Origin of the sequence: Nocardiopsis sp. TSRI0078, from assembly GCF_001905145.1 — a bacterium.
GTDB lineage: Bacteria > Actinomycetota > Actinomycetes > Streptosporangiales > Streptosporangiaceae > Nocardiopsis.
In genome coordinates this window covers 139,981-157,463 of record NZ_LWLB01000033.1, presented here as the reverse complement: position 1 = coordinate 157,463, position 17,483 = coordinate 139,981, and the positions used below count along the sequence as shown (strand labels likewise).

Here is a 17,483-nt window from a genome sequence, read left to right as displayed (position 1 = left end):
CCCCGCGGGGCGGCCTCAGGCCCCGAGCAGCCGCCCGGTGTAGGCCCGCCAGTACGGTTCGGCGTCCACCGGGCGGACCCCGGCGCGCAGCCGCTCGGGCTCGCCGGGCGCGTAGAACGCTCCCAGCGCCCGGGCCAGGTCGGCGGAGTCTCCCGGCTCGCACAGCACCCCGTCGACGCCCTCGCGCACGTGGTCGGCGAGGGTCCCGGCCCGGGTGGCCACGACCGGCAGCCCGTGCTCGTGCGCCAGCCACACGTTCTGGGTGGCGGTGGCGGTCCGGTACGGCAGCACCACGGCGTCGGCCGACGCGAACAGCTCCGGCAGCTCGCCGGCGGGCACGTACCCGTCCCGCAGCCGCACCCGGTCGGCGATCCCCAGTTCCCCGGCCAGCGCCTCCAGCTCTTCGGTGCCGCCCCAGAACTCCCCGGCCACGGTGAGCGCCACGTCGTCGGGCGCGCCGTCGGCCAGGGCCCTCAGCAGCAGGTCGACCCCCTTGTAGGGGCGGACGATGCCCAGGAACAGCAGGTGCCGCCGCTCGCCCGGCGGCAGCGCGGGGGCGCCGCCGGTCTCGGGCAGGTGCGGGGGCATCTCGGCGACCGCCACGCCCCCGCGGCCTGGCCCCCTCAGCCCCTCGGCGATGCGGGCCTGCTCGGGCGAGTGCGTGACCACCGCGTCCACCCGGCGCAGCAGGGAGCGCACGAGGGACACGTCCACGGCCCGCCGCTCGTGCGGCAGCACGTTGTGGCACAGCGCCACCACCCGCGCCCCCGCGCCCCGCCGGGAGCGCACCCCCGCGAGGATGCCGAGGTAGGCGGGCACCTGGACGGGGGAGAAGAGGGTGAGCACCACCAGGTCGGCGTCGCGGGCCAGGCGCCGCCCGGTGCGCCACCACCCGTCCGGCCGGTACCAGGCCAGCCCGTGGCGGGTGCCGGGGTAGGGCTCCCCCTCGGGGGCGTCGATGGTCTGCCGCCCCGGGTAGAGGGCGGCCGGGTACTGGGCCCGCCAGGACTCCACGGTCGTCGGGTGGCCGAGCGCCCGCAGCCGGTGCGCCAGTTCGGTGGTGTGCCGGGCGCCACCGCCCTTGTACGGGTGGGCGGGCCCCACCAGGGCGACCCGGGGCACAGCCCTCACGCGCTCTCCCGGGAGCGCACGATCAGGTCGGCCAGCAGCCCGATCGCGGCGATGATCAGTCCGGTCATGAGGATCATGACGGTGTTGTTGGGGACGTACAGCGGGTGGCGCACCTGGTCGAAGACGAACTTGGCCGCGCCGAGGCCGAGCAGTGCCAGGGCGGGCGGCATCATCACCTTGAGCGGGTTGAAGTACATCACCATGCGCAGCACCTGGAGGATGTACCGGTAGGCGTCGCTGACGAAGTGGAACTTGGACCTGCCCGCCCGCTTGGCGTACTCGATGGGCACGTACTTGACGGGGTGCTGGTTGGACAGGAAGGCCAGTGTGATGGTGGTGACGCAGGAGAACCCGGGCGGCAGCAGTCGCAGGTAGGGACGGGCGATGTCGCGGCGGAACACGCGCAGTCCGGAGTTGAGGTCGGGGATGCGCGTGTTGGTGAGGCCTTCGGCGATCTTGCGGATGACCCACTTGGCGGGCACCCGCAGCGCCTTGTGGCTGCCCATCTCCTGGCTCCGCGCCCCCACGACCTGGTCGGTCCCGGGGTCGGCGTCGAGCATGGCGACCAGTTCGGGGATGCGCTCGTTGGGGTAGCTCATGTCGGCGTCGGTCCACACGACGAACTCGCCGCGCGCCCGCTGGCTGCCGATCCGGCGGACGGTGCCCGATCCGCCGTTGTGCCCGAAGGCGATGACGCGCATGTGCGGGTAGAGGGCCTCCACGTCGCGCAGCCGGGCCAGGGTGCCGTCCGTGGAGGCGTCGTCCACCGCGAGCAGCTCGTAGCCGTACCCGGACCCGTCCATGGCGGAGCAGATCCGTTTGACCTCGTCGACGACGTGGGCCTCCTCGTTGTAGCAGGGCAGCACGATGGTGACGCGGACCGGCGGGTCCTGCTCGTGCTGCCGGGGGACGTCGTCGCGTGTGTCGCTCATGGTTCTTCTCAGCGGGGTGCGGTCGGGCGGGAAGGGCGGGGGGAGCGGCTCATCCCCCGTCGGGGAGGACGGACACCCACACGCTTCCCATGAAGGTCCAGGAACCGGTGGGCGGTTCCATGAGGGTACTCGGATCCATCCGTGCGACGACGTGGAAGGGCCGCTCGGGCTCCGCCCCGCCGTCGGTCAGCTGTTCGAGCCGCTCCCAGTCCGACGCGGCGAGCACGGCGTCCCGGTCGCGCTCGTGGATCTCGGAGACGACGCGGTCCACGTCCTGCGGGGTCGGTTCGTTCATGGCCGCGGTGGGCACGCCGCAGACGTTGCGCAGCAGCGGCATGTAGTTCCCGGCCATGTCGGAGTCGACCACGACCACCGAGGCGTCCTCGGGCAGCGCGCCGCAGAGCCGGTGCGTCGCGTCGACGCTGCCGATGTCCTGTCTGTAGCCCATGATCCCGGATGCGGTGGCGACGGTCGGCACGACCAGTGCCACCGTGGTGACGGCGGCGACCACGGCCGGGAACGCGCGGGCCGGGGCGGTGTGCCGGTCGGGGTGGGAGGCGACCGCGCAGTAGCGGGTGAGCCAGGCCAGGAACCAGACGGCGAACAGGATGAACGCCGGGATGACCAGCGCGATCAGCCGTCTGCTGGCCCAGGGGTGGTCGGGGGTGATGGCGGGGCGCAGCAGGGTGGTGGTCACCGTCCACACCAGCAGCATGGCGGGCAGCAGCCACTGGGGGTCGCGCCGCTGGAAGAGGCGGCGCAGTACGAGGGCGACGCCGAGGGAGGCGAACAGGACGGTGGCCAGGCCCACGTACCAGCCCACCCAGTACAGGCTCATGTCGTAGTAGGTGCGGCTGCCCTCGACGGGCAGGCCCTCGCGCTGCTGGACGTAGGCGACCCAGCCGTTGGTGAAGTCGCTGCCGTGCCCGTAGTCGGGCCACAGCAGGGGGCGGACGGCGAGCAGCACCATGGTGAGCAGCACGAGCGCGGCGACCACGTCCGGCAGCCACCGGACGCGCTCCACGTGCGGGATCCCGTGGCGCCACAGGGCCGCGGTGGCCACGACCGTGACCGCGATGACGGCGGCGCTGATCAGCAGCAGGGGGTCGAGGGAGTCGGACAGGTACTCCAGATAGGGCAGGGACAGCCCGTATCCGGCGTACAGGCCGAGGCCGGCGCCGACGGCCAGTCCGCCCAGGAGCGGCAGCGCCTGTCCGCGCCGGGCGAGCAGCAGCAGTCCGACGAACCCGACCACGGGCAGCAGGTCGCGGATCGCGTCGATGCGCACCACCAGCCCCAGGCCGAACGCCAGTCCGGCCGCGGCGGCCAGCGTGTGGGCGGACGACCAGCGGTCGGTGATGCGCGTGCGCCGTACGAGCGCGTCGTGGGCCAGGACCAGTCCGCCGAGCAGGAGGACCTGGGTGAGGGGCTCGCTGTAGGTGAAGCGGCTGACCCACTGCTGGGGCAGACACACGGCCAGGACCAGGGCCGCCGGCGGCGCCCAGCGGGCCCCGACCAGGCGTGCGGTGAGCCCCGCGAAGGTGAGCACGCCCAGCGCGCCCAGGACCGGGGTGGTCACGAGCATCCCGTCGAGCCCGCCCAGCCAGTAGCCGATGGAGGTCACCAGCGGTGCCCCGGCCATGAACTGGGGCCAGATGACGTCGCCGCGCTCGTAGTGGGCCAGGCTCTGGTAGCTGAGCGAGGGGTCGTCGCCCGCGATGAGCTCCCGCTGCTGCGGGATGGGCAGAGAGCCGTTCTCGGCGATCCACGCGGTGTACATGGCGTAGGAGGCCGGGTCGCGGCGGATGACCAGGGCCTCGGCGTGGTAGGCGACCTGCACGGCGGCGAAGGCGACCGCGATCACCAGGACGAGGACGACCGGCCACCAGGGCACGTTCTCCTCCTCCGGCGGGTCCGGGACCAGCCGGGGTACGAGCGCGCAGGCCGCCACCACGGCGGGCGCCCCGAGGACGGCGGCCGCCAGCGGGGTGAAGGAGCCCAGGGCCAGGAGGGGGAAGGCCACCAGGAGCCAGGCCGAGAGGGCGATCGCGGGGAGCGCGGTGACACGGGCGAGGAATCGTCCGGGAGGCAAGCGCATGAGGTAACTGTGGCAGTTCCCGGAACCCGCCGCACACACCGTGGTGTCCCCGAACGCTCCGCGGGGCGTCTTCGAACCCCCGGTCCGGACCGCCGCGGGAGGCGTGTGCGCTGGTCAGCACCCGGTGGCGCGCACGGGGTCCGGGCGACGTCACCGTTGCGTTGCCTTACGGCCCCGGCCAGGTCACCGCCGGGCCGCGGGGAGCCGTCGGCGCGGCGGCCTCCCGCGCGCGTCCGGCGGGCACGTCCTAGAGTGGCGGTCATGTCCGAAACTCCCGCGCAGCTGTGGCGCGCCCTGGTGTCCGCCGACCCGTCCCGACCGTTCGTGACCTCCTACGACGCCTCGGGCGGCCGGGTGGAGCTGTCCCGCACCACCTTCGACAACTGGGTGTCCAAGACCTCGAACATGCTGGTGGACGGGCTCGGCGCGCAGCCCGGCGACCGCGTCGTGATCGCCCTGCCGGTGCACTGGCAGTCGCTGGTGTGGCTGCTCTCGTGCTGGTCGGTGGGCGCCGTGGCGGAGTTCGTCCGACCGGACGCGGACCCGCCCGAGGGGGCGCAGGTCGCGGTGGCCGGCGCCGACCGCCTGGAGGCCGCCCTGGACAGCGGCGCGGACGAGGTCGTGGGCACCTCCCTGCACCCGCTCGGCCTGCCGTTGGCCGAGGTACCGCCCATGGTGCTCGACTACTCGGTGGAGGTGCGCGGGTACGGGGACCACTTCTCGCCGTATCCGATCGACCCGGAGGCGCCCGCGCTGGACGGCCACGGCCCCCGGACCGGCGCCGCCCTGGCCGCGGGCGCGCGTCACCTGGCGGACCGGTGGAAGCTGACCGCCGAGGACCGTGTGGGCCTGTTCGCCGAGCCCGACGCACCGATGACCGTGCTCGGCGAGGGCGTGGAGCTGCTGCTGGCCCCGGTCGCCGCGGGGTCCCCCGTCGTCCTGACGCCCCTGGAGTCCGCGGGTCCGGAGGAGTCGCTGAGGAGGGCCGGCATGGAGAAGGTCACCGTGGCGGTCCGCGGACCGGGCGGACCGCCGTTCCCGGACGGGTTCCCCTTCCGGACCGTGGAGCTGACCTAGTGCGGTGACCGCGAAGGTGCGCCGGGCCGGTCCCGACCGGCGTTGATCTTGTACCTGTGGCGGGTTTGGGCGCCCGGACCCGCCACAGGTACGAGATCAACCTCCCGCTCCACACCCGCAACGTTTCCGGTCCCGCCGTCGGACCGCGGTCCGACGGCGGGACCGGAACACTCCGGAAGTTCCCCCTAGCCTTCCCGGTAGTAGGCGTCGAGCACGGTGCGCTCGCGGCTCTCCTCGTCGTAGGTGTAGACCTCGCGGCCCTCGACGAACACGCGCAGGGCACGGCTCATCACGTCCAGCGGGTCGCCCGACCACACGACCACGTCGCCGTCCAGGCCCGGTTTGAGGGAGCCGACCCGGTCGGAGATGCCCATGATCTCGGCGGGGTTGACCGTGAGCGCGCGGATCGCGGACGCGGGGTCCATGCCCTCCTTGACGCACAGGGTGGCCTGGTGGACCAGGAACTCGATCGGGACGACCGGGTGGTCGGTGGTCAGGGCGACCTTGACGCCCGCCCTGTCGAGGATGCCCGGGTTGGCGAGGGTCTTGTTGTTCACCTCCACCTTGGACCGGCTGGTCATGAGCGGGCCGGTGATGACGGGGATACCGCGCTCGGCGATCTCGTCGGCCAGCAGGTGGCCCTCGGTGCAGTGGTTGATGACCAGCCGGTAGCCGAACTCGTCCGCCAGGCGCATCGCGGTGTGGATGTCGTCGGCGCGGTGCGTGTGCTGGCACCAGGGGAGTTCGCCGTCCAGGACCCTGACCAGCACCTCCAGGGTGTTGTCCCGGTCGAAGGGGGTGCCCTCGGCCGACGCGTGCTCGCGCTTGGCCTTGTAGTCCTGGGCCCGGGTGAAGGCGTCGCGGATGACCGCGGCCACGCCCTGGCGGGTGGAGGGGAGCTTGTCCTTGTTGCCGTACACCCGCTTGGGGTTCTCGCCCAGGGCGCTCTTGACGCTGGCCGGGTGCCTGACCAGCCTGTCCTCCATGCTGCGGCCCCAGCACTTGATGGCCACGGTCTGGCCGCCGATGGGATTGCCCGAGCCGGGTTTGACGACGGAGCTGGTGACACCCCCGGAGAGGGCGTCGGCGAAGCCGCGGTCGGCCGGGTTGATGGCGTCCAGCGCGCGCATGCGGGCGCCGTTGGGGTCGGTCATCTCGTTGGTGTCGTCACCGGCCCAGCCGATGCCCTCCTCGTCGATGCCGATGTGGCCGTGGGCCTCCACGAAGCCGGGGAGCACCCACCTGCCGGAGGCGTCGACGACGGTGGCGCCCTCGGGAACCGTGACGTCGGCGTCCGCGCCGACGGCGGTGATCCTGCCGTCGGTGATGAGGACGGTGCCGCCGTCGATGGGGTCCCCGTCGACGGGCACGACGTATCCGGATGTGATCGCGATATCCATGGCGGGCAACCTAGCCCATCATCGGGTGTCTCCCCAAGGGCGGGCCGGTGCGCGGGCCCGCCCGGCACGGGCCGGGTCCTCAGCCCGCTGGCCAGCGCGCGGTCAGCAGCTCCGACTGCGGCGTGAGCTCCACCGTGGCGTTCTCGATGGCCTCGCGCACCATGGTGCAGCGGCCCACCTGCTCGGGGTCGGCGGTCAGGTCGCCGCCCTCGGCCGCGAACGCGTAGACCATGCTGGGCCGGTCGGCGAAGTCCATCATCCGGAAGGCGCCACCCAGCCCCGGGTGGTGCGAGGTCTGCTCGGGGATCACGCCCATGGTGACGATGCCCGCCTCGATCAGGTCGGAGAGGAAGCCGCGCTGGGCGTTGAGCACGTCGGCGCCGCCCTGGGGGCGCTGCAGCGCCGACTCGTTGAGGACCACCCGCAGCACGGGCCCCTCAGGCCCGGTCATCGCCGCCCGGTGGGCCATCTCCTCCTCCACCATCGCCTCGACCATGTCCGGGGACAGGTCGGGGTGGCGCGGACGCAGGACCGCGCGCGAGTACTCCCGGGTGCGCAGGAACACCGGGACCGCCATGGGCTGGTGCTCCCACAGGTGGGTGGCGTGGACGCCCAGCTCGCGCTGGTCGCCGAACTCGTTGGGGAAGGCCTCGGCCTGGAGGGTGATCGCCCACGCGTCGACCAGCTCGTGGTCGGCGCCCAGGGCCGTGTCCACCCGCTCGACCAGCGACCGTGCCGGCCTGCAGTGGGCACTCTCCACCTCGCGGAGCTTGTCGTCGGTCACCCCCACCGTCGCGGCGAGTTCGGCGCGCGAGAGCCCTCTGTCGGAACGCGCGCGCAGTACCTGCGCGGCGAAGGGGAGCCACATCGCGGACGGCAGTGCAGTGTTCACTCCCATAACCTCCTCCGTCGCCCGACGGGACCGGACCGGCACACCTTCGGGCCGGTGCCACCGGCCCCGCCGCCGTTCCTACGACCCTCTACCGTGCCGGGCCGCCGGTCAAGCGACGGGACGGGCACGGCGATCCGTGGTAGTTCATTGACCGTCCCGGAAGGGCCGGCGACGCCGTCAGGAGCCCGGCACGGCCGGCCGGTCCCCCGGCGCCCGGTTCCCATCATGCCCGAGAACGGCGCCCCGATCCCCGATTGGACGGTCCCCCGTGGCCCACTTCCTCCTCCTGCTCACCGTGCTGGCGATCTGCGTCTGGGTGTACGCCCTGTTCGACGTGATCGGCTCGGACGCCGGCTCCGTACGGCTGCTGCCCAAACCCGCCTGGACCGTGGTCGTCCTGCTCCTGCCCAAGCTCGGGGCACTGCTGTGGTTCGCCCTGGGCCGCCCGCACCGCGATCCGGCGGTGGCCGCCCCCGACGGCCCTCCCCCGGCCTTTCCCGAGTACGACCACCCGAACCGTGCCCGCGCCGCCACCCCCGAGGAGGACGAGGAGTTCCTCCGCCGCTGCCGCGAGCGCGCGGAGGAACAGAGGCGGCGCGCCCGGGAGGCGCAGGAGCGCAGGCGGCGGGAGGGCGGGGCACGGGACGACGGCGAGGCGGCCGGGGACTCCGCCTGAGCCCCGGGCCGGGCGCGGTCCGGCGGGGTCCGGCGGGGTCCGGCGGGGTCCGGCGGGGTCCGGCGGGGTCCGAAGAGGTCCGGACACGGGGTGATCCGGCGAGCGGAGCACACTGTGTCCGCACAATGACGGAACGCGACCCCGCGGCGGTGTCACCCGGCCCGGCCGAGTACGCTGTGTGCCGCCCCGCTGCGAACCTCCTCTTTCGGAAGTGAACCGATGAAGCGTCTGACCCTCCCGGTGACGGCCCTGCTGGCCTGCACCGCCCTGTTCGCCACCTCCGCGTGCTCCAACGGCGCAGACGCCCAGGACGCCTCCGACGGCGGCGGTACCGGCTCGGAGCGGACCGGCGGCTCCGAGCCGAGCGAGGGGACCGGCGGCCCGGCCGACGTGGACGTCAGCGGCGTCGAGGGCGCCACCCTGCACACCAGCGAGGGCGACGTCGAGGTGGAGCTGTTCCCCGAGGACGCCCCCCTCACGGTGGCCAACTTCGTGGGCCTGGCCGAGGGCGAGGGCGTGCCCAACCCGGAGACGGGCGAGGCCGCGTTCTACGACGGCACCGTGTTCCACCGGGTGATCGACGAGTTCATGATCCAGGGCGGGGACCCCCGGGGCACCGGCCGGGGCGGCCCGGGCTACACCTTCGAGGACGAGGTCGGGTCCGGCCGCGAGTTCGACGAGCCGGGTGTGCTGGCCATGGCCAACAGCGGCCCGGACACCAACGGCTCGCAGTTCTTCATCACGGTCGCCCCGACCCCGCACCTGAACGGCATGCACACGATCTTCGGGCACGTCGCGGACGAGGAGTCCATGGACGTGGTGAACGGCATCGCCGGCGTGGAGACCGACGCGAGCGACCGCCCGGTGGAGGACGTGGTCCTGGAGTCGGTCACCGTCCACCGCGCGGAGTGACCGCCGCCGGGACCGCGGGCTCCCGCCGTCAGCGGCGGCGCTTGGCGCGCGCGGTCCGGGCGCGCTCCACGGCCGGGCCGATCGCCTCGGCCAGCGCCGCGACGTCCTCCCTGGTGGAGGTGCGTCCCAGGGACAGGCGCAGGCTGCTCAGCGCCGTGTCGGGGTCGGCCCCCATCTCCAGCAGCACGTGACTGGGCTGGGCCACCCCGGCCGAACAGGCCGAACCGGTCGAGCACGAGATGCCCCTGGCGTCGAGCAGCATCAGCAGCGCGTCGCCCTCGCAGCCGGGGAAGGACAGGTGGGAGATCCCCGGAAGCCTGTGCCCGGGGTCGCCGTTGACGACCGTGTCGGGGACCGCGGCCAGGACCCGCTCCTCCAGCTCGTCGCGCAGGTCCGCCAGGTGCTTGGCGTGTTCCTCGCGCTCGGCGACCGCCAGGTGGACGGCCGTGGCCAGCCCCCGCAGCAGCGGCGCGGACAGGGTTCCCGAACGGATGTCGCGCTCCTGCCCGCCTCCGTGCAGGACCGGTACCGGGTTCAGGCCGCGCTCGACCAGCAGCGCCCCCGCGCCCACCGGCCCGCCGAGCTTGTGGCCGGTGACCGTCAGGGCGCTCACCCCGCTCGCGGCGAAGTCGACCGGCTCCACGCCCACGGCCTGCACGGCGTCGGTGTGGAAGGGGATGCCGTACTCGGCGGCGACGGCGGCCAGCTCGGCCACCGGCTGCACCGTGCCCACCTCGTTGTTGGCCCACATGACCGACACGAGCGCGACCGAGTCGGGGCCGGGGCCGCTCTCGATCGCCTCCCGCAGCGAGGACGGGCTCACGCGGCCCAGCGCGTCCACGGGCAGCTTCTCGTGCGTCGCGCCCTGGTGCTCGGCCATCCAGTGGGCGGGGTCGAGGGCGGCGTGGTGCTCGACGGCGCTGGTGAGGATCCGCGGCCTGCGCGGCTCCGCGTCCCCGGCGTTGCGCGCCCAGTACAGGCCCTTGAGGGCGATGTTGTTCGACTCGGTACCGCCGCCGGTGAAGACCACCTCGTGCGGTGTGGAGCCGAGCGCCCCGGCGACGCGCTCGCGCGCCTCCTCGACCGTGCGCCGGGCGGCGCGCCCGTGGCCGTGCAGGGACGAGGGATTGCCGAGGGCGCCGAGCTCGGCCGCGACGTCGGCGACGACCTCGGGGCGGACCTCGGTCGTTGCAGCGTGATCCAGATACACCATGGCCCACCAAGGATACGTCCGTCCCGGTTCGCCCGCGGCCCCGTACCCCCGACGTCGTGCGGCCGGCGCCGCCGGCGCGGCGGGGAGCCGGCGGTGCCGGCCGCAGGCGCGAGGCCGTCCTCCTCCGCCCGCCCCGATCCCGATAACCTTGTGTCATGCCTGACTCCGCGTCCTCGCAGCCCGTCCAGCCCGCCGACCCCGCCTCCCCCGGCGGCCACTGGCCAGCGCCCACGGCCGGGCGTCCGGTGCGCGCCCGGATCTCCCTGCCGGGGTCCAAGTCGATGACCAACCGCGCGCTGATCCTGGCCGCGCTGTCGGAGACCCCCTGCCTGGTGCGCCGCCCCCTGGTCAGCCGGGACAGCGAGCTGATGGCCGGCGCCCTGCGCGCCCTGGGCGTGGGGGTCGCCCCGGCGGGGGACTCGGGCGGGGACCTGGCGGTCACCCCCGCTCCGCTGCGCGGCCCGGCCTCGGTCGACGTCGGCAACGCGGGCACGGTGATGCGGTTCGTGCCGCCCCTGGCCGCCCTGGCCTCCGGAACCGTCGGCTTCGACGGCGACCCGCGTGCCCGCGAGCGGCCGGTGGGCGAGCTCCTGGACGCCCTGCGCGCGCTGGGCGCCGACATCGACGACGGCGGCCGCGGAGCCCTGCCCATGACCATCCACGGCACCGGCGCCGTACGCGGCGGCGAGGTGACCCTGGACGCGTCCGGCTCCTCCCAGTTCGTGTCCGCCCTGCTCCTGAGCGGCGCACGCTTCACCGAGGGCGTGCACGTGCGCCACTCCGGCCCGCCCGTGCCCTCGCAGCCGCACCTGGACATGACCGTGGAGATGCTGCGCTCGGTCGGGGTCGCCGTGTCCACGGCCGAGAACTCCTGGAGGGTCGGGCCCGGACCGGTCAAGGCGACCGACATCACCGTGGAGCCCGACCTGTCCAACGCCGCACCCTTCCTCGCCGCCGCACTGGTCAGCGGGGGCGAGATGACCGTCGGGGGCTGGCCGGAGCACACCACCCAGCCCGGCGACGCGCTGCGTCCGCTGTTCACCCGCATGGGCGGCGAGGTGTCGCTCTCCCCCGAGGGGCTCACCCTGCGCGGCACCGGCCGGATCCTGGGCATCGACGCCGACCTGCGCGACGTGGGCGAGCTGACCCCCACCATCGCCGCCGTGGCCGCGCTGGCCTCGACCCCCTCCCGGCTGACCGGCATCGCGCACCTGCGCCGCCACGAGACCGACCGCATCGCCGCGCTGGCCGCCGAGATCAACCGGCTGGGCGGCGACGCCGAGGAACTGCCCGACGGCCTGGTCATCCGTCCGCGGCCGCTGCACGGCGGGGTGTTCCACTCCTACGACGACCACCGGATGGCCACCTCCGGCGCGGTGATCGGGCTCGCGGTGCCCGGTGTGGAGGTGGAGAACATCGCCACCACGCGCAAGACCCTGCCCGACTTCCCGGGCCTGTGGGCGGAGGCCCTGGCATGAGCCGCACGCGGGGCGGAGGGCGCCATCTGGACGAGGACGACATCCGCGTGCGCGCCCGGGGCGGTTCCCGGCCGCGCACCCGCAACCGACCCAAGCACGAGAACGCCGTGGAGGGCATGGTCACCGCGGTCGACCGGGGCCGGTACCGCTGCCTGGTGGACGGCGTCCCCGTCGTGGCGATGAAGGCCCGCGAACTCGGCCGGGGTTCCATCGTCGTCGGCGACCGCGTCGACCTGGTCGGCGACCTGTCCGGCAGGCCCGACACCCTGGCCAGGATCGTGCGGGTCAGGGAGCGCGAGTCCGTACTGCGGCGCACGGCCGACGACACCGACCCGGTCGAGCGGGTGATCGTCGCCAACGCCGACCAGCTGGCGATCGTGTGCGCCCTGGCCGACCCCGCCCCGCAGCCCCGCTTCGTGGACCGCTGCCTGGTCGCCGCCTACGACGCGGGGCTCGACCCGCTCCTGTGCCTGACCAAGGCCGACCTTGCCGGCCCGGACGAGCTGCTGCGCGTGTACGAGCCCCTGGGCGTGCCCTACGAGGTGCTCGCCCCCGAGAGCGGGCTCACCGGCCTGCACGCACGCCTGGAGGGCCGCACCACCGTGTTCGTCGGCTCCTCCGGCGTGGGCAAGTCCACCCTGGTCAACCGACTCGTCCCGGGCACCGACCGGGCCGTGGGCCACGTCAACGCGGTCACCGGCCGCGGCCGCCACACCTCCACGTCGGCCGCGGCGCTGCCGTTCGAGGGCGGTTGGCTGATCGACACCCCGGGCGTGCGCAGCTTCGGCCTGGCGCACATCGCCCCGGAGGACATCGTCGAGGGCTTCGCGGACCTGGCCGAGGCCGCGGAGGACTGCCCGCCCGGGTGCTCCCACCAGCCCGACGCACCCGACTGCGCGGTCCAGGCCGCCCTGGAGCGCGGGGCTCTGGACCCGGACCGGGTGGCGTCGCTGCGCCGCCTGCTCGTCAGCCGCGAGGGCGAGACCGACGAGGTGTGAGGCCGACGGTGTGCGGGGCCTCGGGCCTCAGCCGGCCGTGGGACGCCCGGGGGCCGGGGCGGCGGTACCGATGACGTGCGCCCGCCCCCAGTCGCCGAGCGGGCCCAGGGCCTCGTTCAGGGACCTGCCGAGCGGGGTCAGCGAGTACTCCACCCGGGGCGGCACCTCGCCGAAGTCCTCCCGGCGCACGATCCCGTCCTCCTCCATCTCGCGCAGGTGGGAGGCCAGGACCTTCTCCGTGACGCCGTCGAGCGTCCGGCGCAGCGCGCCGAAGCGGCGCGGCCCCTCCTCCAGCGCCCACAGGATCAGCACCTTCCACCTGCCGCCGATCACGTCCATCGCCGCGTCGATACCGCAGTGGTACGCGCCGGGCCTTCGCGCGGTGGCCATCGCCGCCCCCTCCCACCTGCACACTCACCCCGAAGTGGGCACCCACTTCGAGGTGCGTACTTGTCCGTGCTCCAACGAGCGACGAGCGTAGTCGACATGGCCGAACACACCGTGAAGTCCCGTATCTCACTGCTCGGGCTCGGGGACATGGGTACCGCGCTCGCCCGCGCCTGGCTCGCCGCCGGGTACCCGCTGACCGTCTGGAACCGGAGCCCCGCCCGCACCGGGCCGCTGGCCGCGGAGGGCGCCGACGTCGCCGCCACGGCCGCGGAGGCCGCCGCCGCGAGCCGCCTGGTGGTCACCTGCCTGCTCGACGACGACTCCGTCGGCACCGTCCTGGCCGACGCCGACCTGGAGGGCAGGGACCTGTTCAACGTCACCACCGGCACCCCCGGCCAGGCCCGGGCCCGGGCGGAGTGGGCGCGCGGACGCGGCGCCCGCTTCGTCAGCGGCGGGATCATGGCCGTCCCGCCCATGATCGGCGCTCCGGACTCGGGCGGCTACGTGTTCTACAGCGGCTCCCGGGAGGCCTTCGGGGAACACCGGGAGGCCCTCTCCGCCGCCACGGGCGCCGTGTTCGTCGGCGAGGACGCCGGACTGGCCGACCTGCACGACGTGGCCCTGCTCAGCGCGATGAACGGCATGTTCGCCGGGGTCGCGCACGCCTTCGCCCTGGCCCGTGGCGAGGACGTGCGCCTGAGGGAGTTCGCCGCCCTGCTCTCCGACTGGCTCACCGCGATGACCGCCGGCGTCCACACCAGCGCCGAGCAGCTGGAGAGCGGCGACTACACCACCGGTGTCGTCTCCAACCTCGCCATGCAGGTACGGGGCAACCGGACGCTGCTGCGCACCGCTGAGGAGCAGGGGGTGAGCCCCGCGCTCCTGCTCCCGTACGCGGAACTGATGGAGCGCCGCCTGGCCCGGGGGCACGGCGACGAGGACGGCACGGGGGTCGTCGACCTGCTCTCCGCGTCCCGGGGCTGAGGCCCGGCGCGCCTACACCTCGACGGTCCCGCCGCACCGCCAGTAGCGGGTGCGGTCGCACTCCAGGAAACCCTCGTCGAGCAGCCCGCGGCGGAGCACCGACACGTTCGCGCTGAACCCGCGCAGGACCGCGTTGACCTCGGCCTCGCTGTAGCGGACCCCGGGCTCGAAGGCACGGGCGACCTGGTCGAGCAGCACCAGGCGGGCGGGTCGGCGCACCGGGATCGCGGTGATCCGCCCGTCCGGCATGTGGGAGCGCAGCACCTCCTGGCGCTCGCGCTCCGTCAGCGGCCCCTCCGGCACGCGCGCCACCTCCCTCAGCGACCGACCAGCAGCATCCCGTGCACGACCGTCTCGACCCGGTCCGCGGCCTCGTCCGGGTCGATCGGCTGCAGCGAGTACGACACCGTCAGACGCAGGGCGACGTCGGCGGCGGCCTCGGCCGCGGAGTCCGCCAGGTCCGGGTAGTGCTGGCCCAGCAGGTCGGTGATGCGCTCGCCCAGGACCTCCAGGAGGGGCTCCGACCTCGTGGTGAGGACCGGGAGGAGGCCGTGGTCGCCGGTGACCACCGCGCGCAGCAGCGGGTTGTCCCGGGCGGACAGCAGCACCAGACGGGTCGCCCGGCTCACCGCGTGCGGCGGGTCCCCGCCCTCCTCCAGGAGGCGCACCACCCTGTCGAGCAGCGCGTTGACCTCGCGCACCACCACGGCCTGGAGCAGGCCCTCCTTGCTGCCGAACACGTTGTACAGGGTCTGGCGCGACACCTGGGCGACCGCCGCGATGTCCGCCATGCGCCGGCCGGCCCATCCGCCGGAGACGACCTCGGCGTAGGCGGCGTCCATCAACCGCTCCCGTGCCGAGGCGCCCTCGACACGGCTCTGCCCGTTTCCGGTGTCCATGTCCCCCATCCTCGCATCCGACCCCGTGTGCGGCACCCCCGCCGCGTCCCCCGCCTCTCCGGCGCGGCTAACGCTCTGGTCACGCGCGTGCGTCCCTTTGGCCATGTTCATGCCCGGGAGGGTAGCGTTACCGGTCATGGCGTCCTTTGACGATGATCTTCGGCTTGCCCACGTGCTCGCCGACGCTGCCGACGACCTCGCGCTCAAGCGCTTCCGCGCGCTCGACCTCGTGGTCGACACCAAGCCCGACCTCACCCCCGTCACCGAGGCCGACCGGATGGTCGAGGAGACGCTGCGCGGCGTACTCTCCCGCGCCCGTCCCCGTGACGCCGTGGTGGGCGAGGAGTACGGCAGGACCGGCAACAGCAACCGGGTGTGGGTCATCGATCCCATCGACGGCACCAAGAACTACGTGCGCGGCGTGCCCGTGTGGGCGACCCTGATCGCCCTCCTGGAGGGCGACCGCCCCGTCGTGGGCGTGGTGTCCGCCCCGGCCCTGCACCGCCGCTGGTGGGCCTCCAAGGGCGGCGGCACCTGGCAGGGCCGCAGCCTGTCGAAGGCCGCGCGCTGCCACGTCTCGAAGGTGTCGGAGCTGTCGGACGCCTCCCTGAGCTTCTCCTCGCTGACCGGCTGGGAGGAGCAGGGCCGCCTCGACTCCTTCCTCGGGCTGACCCGCTCGGTGTGGCGCACCCGCGCCTACGGCGACTTCTGGTCGCACGTGATGGTCGCCGAGGGCGTCGTGGACGTCTCCGCCGAGCCGGAGCTGTCGCTGTGGGACGCCGCACCGCTGCCGATCATCCTGGAGGAGGCGGGCGGGCGGGCCACCGACCTGCGCGGTGAGGGCTTCGAGGACGGCGGGCAGCTCGTGTGCACCAACGGCGTGATCCACGACCAGGTGCTGACCTGGCTCAACGGAGGCCCCACCCCCCTGCGCCGGAGCTGAGCCGCACCCTCTCCCCGATTCCGGTCCCCTTCCCGGTGCGGGGTCGGCGCCAGCGACCCGAAATTCCCCGCGCCGGGATGAACCGAATCCGCCTTTCCCAGTGATAAGCCTGTTGAAACCCCGCCACCCCCGCGGGTATCCCGGCGCCGCCCTCGCGGTGGCCGGATCTCACAGACATCACGGGAAGGGGCCGAATGCTGCGCTCCCTCACAGCCGGGATCGTGCTGGCCTTCGCCGGTTCACGGGCCAACGTCGCCCGGACCATCCTGTCCTGCGCGGGCATCGTCGTCGGTGTGGGCGCCCTGATCATGGTGGTCACCGCCAGCGACTTCGGCCAGCGGTTCGCCACCGCCTACAGCGAGGCCAACGCGGGCCGCCCGGCCACCCTCCAGGTCACCGTGTTCGGCCAGGTCACCGACCGCGCCGCCTTCGAGGAGGACCTGTTCCGCGCGGGCGGCCAGGACATCTCGATCTACCACTCGCCCTCCCAGGCACCGACGGTCCGCTCCGGCGGCTCGGTGGTCCCCGACGTGCAGTTCCTCGGCGTGGACCCCTCACTGGGCGACATCCGGCGGATGAACATGGCCGAGGGCCGCTGGTTCACCGAGGCCGACACCGGGTCGCTGGCGCCGGTCATGGTCGTCAACCAGCCGCTCGCCGACGCGCTCGGCGACCTCACGCGGATCCAGGTCGGCACCGACCGGTGGATGGACGTGCGCGTCGTCGGCGTCCTGGAGAGCTCCGCGCTGGACATCGGCTGGTACAGCGCCTACCTCCTGCGCTCCCCCGCCTCCGAGGAACTGCTCTTCGGGGCCTCCTCCGACACCGGCGGGTCGGGGGAGGAGGAGGGCGATCCGTTCGCGATGATGGGCTCCCAGACCACCTACCAGGTACGGATCGACCCCCAGGACCCGGCGGCGCAGGATCCGTGGGGCCAGGTCTTCACCGACCGCCTGGCGTCGGCGTCGTGGCGCTGGGGCGTCGAGGACCCCGAGAGCATCTCGGCCTACCGGGCGGACTACGCCGAGGAGGTCGACCAGATCATCACCTACATGTCCTGGGGCCTGATGGGCATCGCCGTCATCACCCTCGCCACCGGCCTGCTCGGCGTGCTCAACGTCGGCCTGGTCACCGTGCGCGAGCGCCGCCGCGAGCTGGCCACCTACCGCGCCCTGGGCGCGAGCCGGTCCACCCTGTTCGTGGCCGTGGTCATGGAGGCGGTGGTGGTGTCGCTGGTGGCCGGGCTCATCGCCCTCGCCGGGTGCTGGGCCGCGGTGCTCGCGGGCGGCGCGGTGCTGGAGCACTTCGTGTCGCTGCCCGAGGGCGTCCCCCTGAACATCCCCGCCTCCGGAGTACTCGTCGGCCTGGGCAGCGCCGCGCTGGTCGGGCTGCTGGCCGGAATCATCCCCGCGATGCGGGCACTGCGAGCGTCCGTCGTCGCCGGACTCCGGGAATAGGAG

The 17,483-nt window shown here is 73.8% G+C and carries 17 protein-coding genes; 8 read left to right on the top strand and 9 right to left on the bottom strand.

Annotated features, from left to right (window positions below):
• Window positions 1–15: 15 nt before the first annotated feature.
• The 3 genes from A6A08_RS19945 to A6A08_RS19935 are packed head-to-tail and all read right to left on the bottom strand — an operon-like array spanning window position 16 to window position 4,161.
• Window positions 16–1,131: a glycosyltransferase family 4 protein gene (locus A6A08_RS19945; RefSeq protein ID WP_242422741.1), complete on the bottom strand. Its 1,116-nt coding sequence runs from the start codon at window positions 1,129–1,131 to the stop codon at window positions 16–18.
• Window positions 1,128–2,063, bottom strand: coding sequence for a glycosyltransferase family 2 protein (locus A6A08_RS19940; protein WP_073704144.1), 936 nt, complete (start codon window positions 2,061–2,063; stop codon window positions 1,128–1,130). The genes A6A08_RS19945 and A6A08_RS19940 overlap by 4 nt, the downstream gene beginning before the upstream one ends.
• A gap of 49 nt (window positions 2,064–2,112) precedes the next feature.
• Window positions 2,113–4,161 carry a hypothetical protein gene (locus A6A08_RS19935; protein ID WP_073704143.1) on the bottom strand — a complete coding sequence of 683 codons (2,049 nt, stop codon included), beginning with the start codon at window positions 4,159–4,161 and terminating at the stop codon, window positions 2,113–2,115.
• Window positions 4,162–4,422: 261 nt separating this feature from the next.
• Between A6A08_RS19935 and A6A08_RS19930 the strand changes: the two genes are divergently transcribed.
• Window positions 4,423–5,238 (top strand): TIGR03089 family protein, encoded by an 816-nt coding sequence (locus A6A08_RS19930; protein ID WP_073704389.1) that lies wholly within the window; start codon window positions 4,423–4,425, stop codon window positions 5,236–5,238.
• A 185-nt stretch (window positions 5,239–5,423) separates the two neighbouring features.
• On the opposite strand, the gene A6A08_RS19925 is transcribed toward A6A08_RS19930, so the two are convergent.
• Entirely contained in the window at window positions 5,424–6,638 is a 1,215-nt protein-coding gene (locus A6A08_RS19925) for an amidohydrolase (protein ID WP_073704142.1), read from the bottom strand.
• A gap of 79 nt (window positions 6,639–6,717) precedes the next feature.
• On the bottom strand, window positions 6,718–7,536 hold the full coding sequence (locus tag A6A08_RS19920; RefSeq protein ID WP_073704141.1) for a helix-turn-helix transcriptional regulator: 819 nt from the start codon (window positions 7,534–7,536) through the stop codon (window positions 6,718–6,720).
• 262 nt (window positions 7,537–7,798) lie between these two features.
• Here A6A08_RS19920 and A6A08_RS19915 point away from each other — a divergent pair, with 262 nt between their 5' ends.
• Window positions 7,799–8,206 carry a PLDc N-terminal domain-containing protein gene (locus tag A6A08_RS19915; RefSeq protein ID WP_073704140.1) on the top strand — a complete coding sequence of 136 codons (408 nt, stop codon included), beginning with the start codon at window positions 7,799–7,801 and terminating at the stop codon, window positions 8,204–8,206.
• A gap of 219 nt (window positions 8,207–8,425) precedes the next feature.
• Complete coding sequence (locus A6A08_RS19910; RefSeq protein WP_073704139.1) at window positions 8,426–9,118, top strand: peptidylprolyl isomerase; 693 nt, start codon at window positions 8,426–8,428, stop codon at window positions 9,116–9,118.
• A 28-nt stretch (window positions 9,119–9,146) separates the two neighbouring features.
• Here the strand turns inward: A6A08_RS19910 and A6A08_RS19905 are convergent, their stop codons facing one another.
• Window positions 9,147–10,331, bottom strand: coding sequence for a cysteine desulfurase family protein (locus A6A08_RS19905; protein WP_073704138.1), 1,185 nt, complete (start codon window positions 10,329–10,331; stop codon window positions 9,147–9,149).
• A gap of 155 nt (window positions 10,332–10,486) precedes the next feature.
• Between A6A08_RS19905 and aroA the strand changes: the two genes are divergently transcribed.
• Together aroA and rsgA are read left to right on the top strand one after the other, a co-directional pair.
• Window positions 10,487–11,809: a 3-phosphoshikimate 1-carboxyvinyltransferase gene (gene aroA, locus A6A08_RS19900; protein ID WP_073704137.1), complete on the top strand. Its 1,323-nt coding sequence runs from the start codon at window positions 10,487–10,489 to the stop codon at window positions 11,807–11,809.
• On the top strand, window positions 11,806–12,807 hold the full coding sequence (gene rsgA, locus A6A08_RS19895) for a ribosome small subunit-dependent GTPase A (RefSeq protein ID WP_073704136.1): 1,002 nt from the start codon (window positions 11,806–11,808) through the stop codon (window positions 12,805–12,807). The genes aroA and rsgA overlap by 4 nt, the downstream gene beginning before the upstream one ends.
• Window positions 12,808–12,834: 27 nt before the next feature.
• On the opposite strand, the gene A6A08_RS19890 is transcribed toward rsgA, so the two are convergent.
• Window positions 12,835–13,197: a helix-turn-helix domain-containing protein gene (locus tag A6A08_RS19890; RefSeq protein ID WP_073704135.1), complete on the bottom strand. Its 363-nt coding sequence runs from the start codon at window positions 13,195–13,197 to the stop codon at window positions 12,835–12,837.
• A 96-nt stretch (window positions 13,198–13,293) separates the two neighbouring features.
• Here A6A08_RS19890 and A6A08_RS19885 point away from each other — a divergent pair, with 96 nt between their 5' ends.
• Window positions 13,294–14,181, top strand: coding sequence for an NAD(P)-dependent oxidoreductase (locus A6A08_RS19885; RefSeq protein ID WP_073704134.1), 888 nt, complete (start codon window positions 13,294–13,296; stop codon window positions 14,179–14,181).
• Window positions 14,182–14,193: 12 nt separating this feature from the next.
• Here the strand turns inward: A6A08_RS19885 and A6A08_RS19880 are convergent, their stop codons facing one another.
• Both A6A08_RS19880 and A6A08_RS19875 read right to left on the bottom strand, forming a co-directional pair.
• Entirely contained in the window at window positions 14,194–14,484 is a 291-nt protein-coding gene (locus A6A08_RS19880; protein ID WP_073704133.1) for a DUF2087 domain-containing protein, read from the bottom strand.
• 14 nt (window positions 14,485–14,498) lie between these two features.
• Window positions 14,499–15,080: a TetR/AcrR family transcriptional regulator gene (locus A6A08_RS19875; RefSeq protein ID WP_073704132.1), complete on the bottom strand. Its 582-nt coding sequence runs from the start codon at window positions 15,078–15,080 to the stop codon at window positions 14,499–14,501.
• A 136-nt stretch (window positions 15,081–15,216) separates the two neighbouring features.
• Here A6A08_RS19875 and hisN point away from each other — a divergent pair, with 136 nt between their 5' ends.
• Together hisN and A6A08_RS19865 are read left to right on the top strand one after the other, a co-directional pair.
• Window positions 15,217–16,023, top strand: coding sequence for a histidinol-phosphatase (hisN, locus tag A6A08_RS19870; RefSeq protein ID WP_073704131.1), 807 nt, complete (start codon window positions 15,217–15,219; stop codon window positions 16,021–16,023).
• A 194-nt stretch (window positions 16,024–16,217) separates the two neighbouring features.
• Entirely contained in the window at window positions 16,218–17,480 is a 1,263-nt protein-coding gene (locus A6A08_RS19865) for an ABC transporter permease (protein ID WP_073704130.1), read from the top strand.
• The last annotated feature ends 3 nt before the right edge of the window (window positions 17,481–17,483 follow it).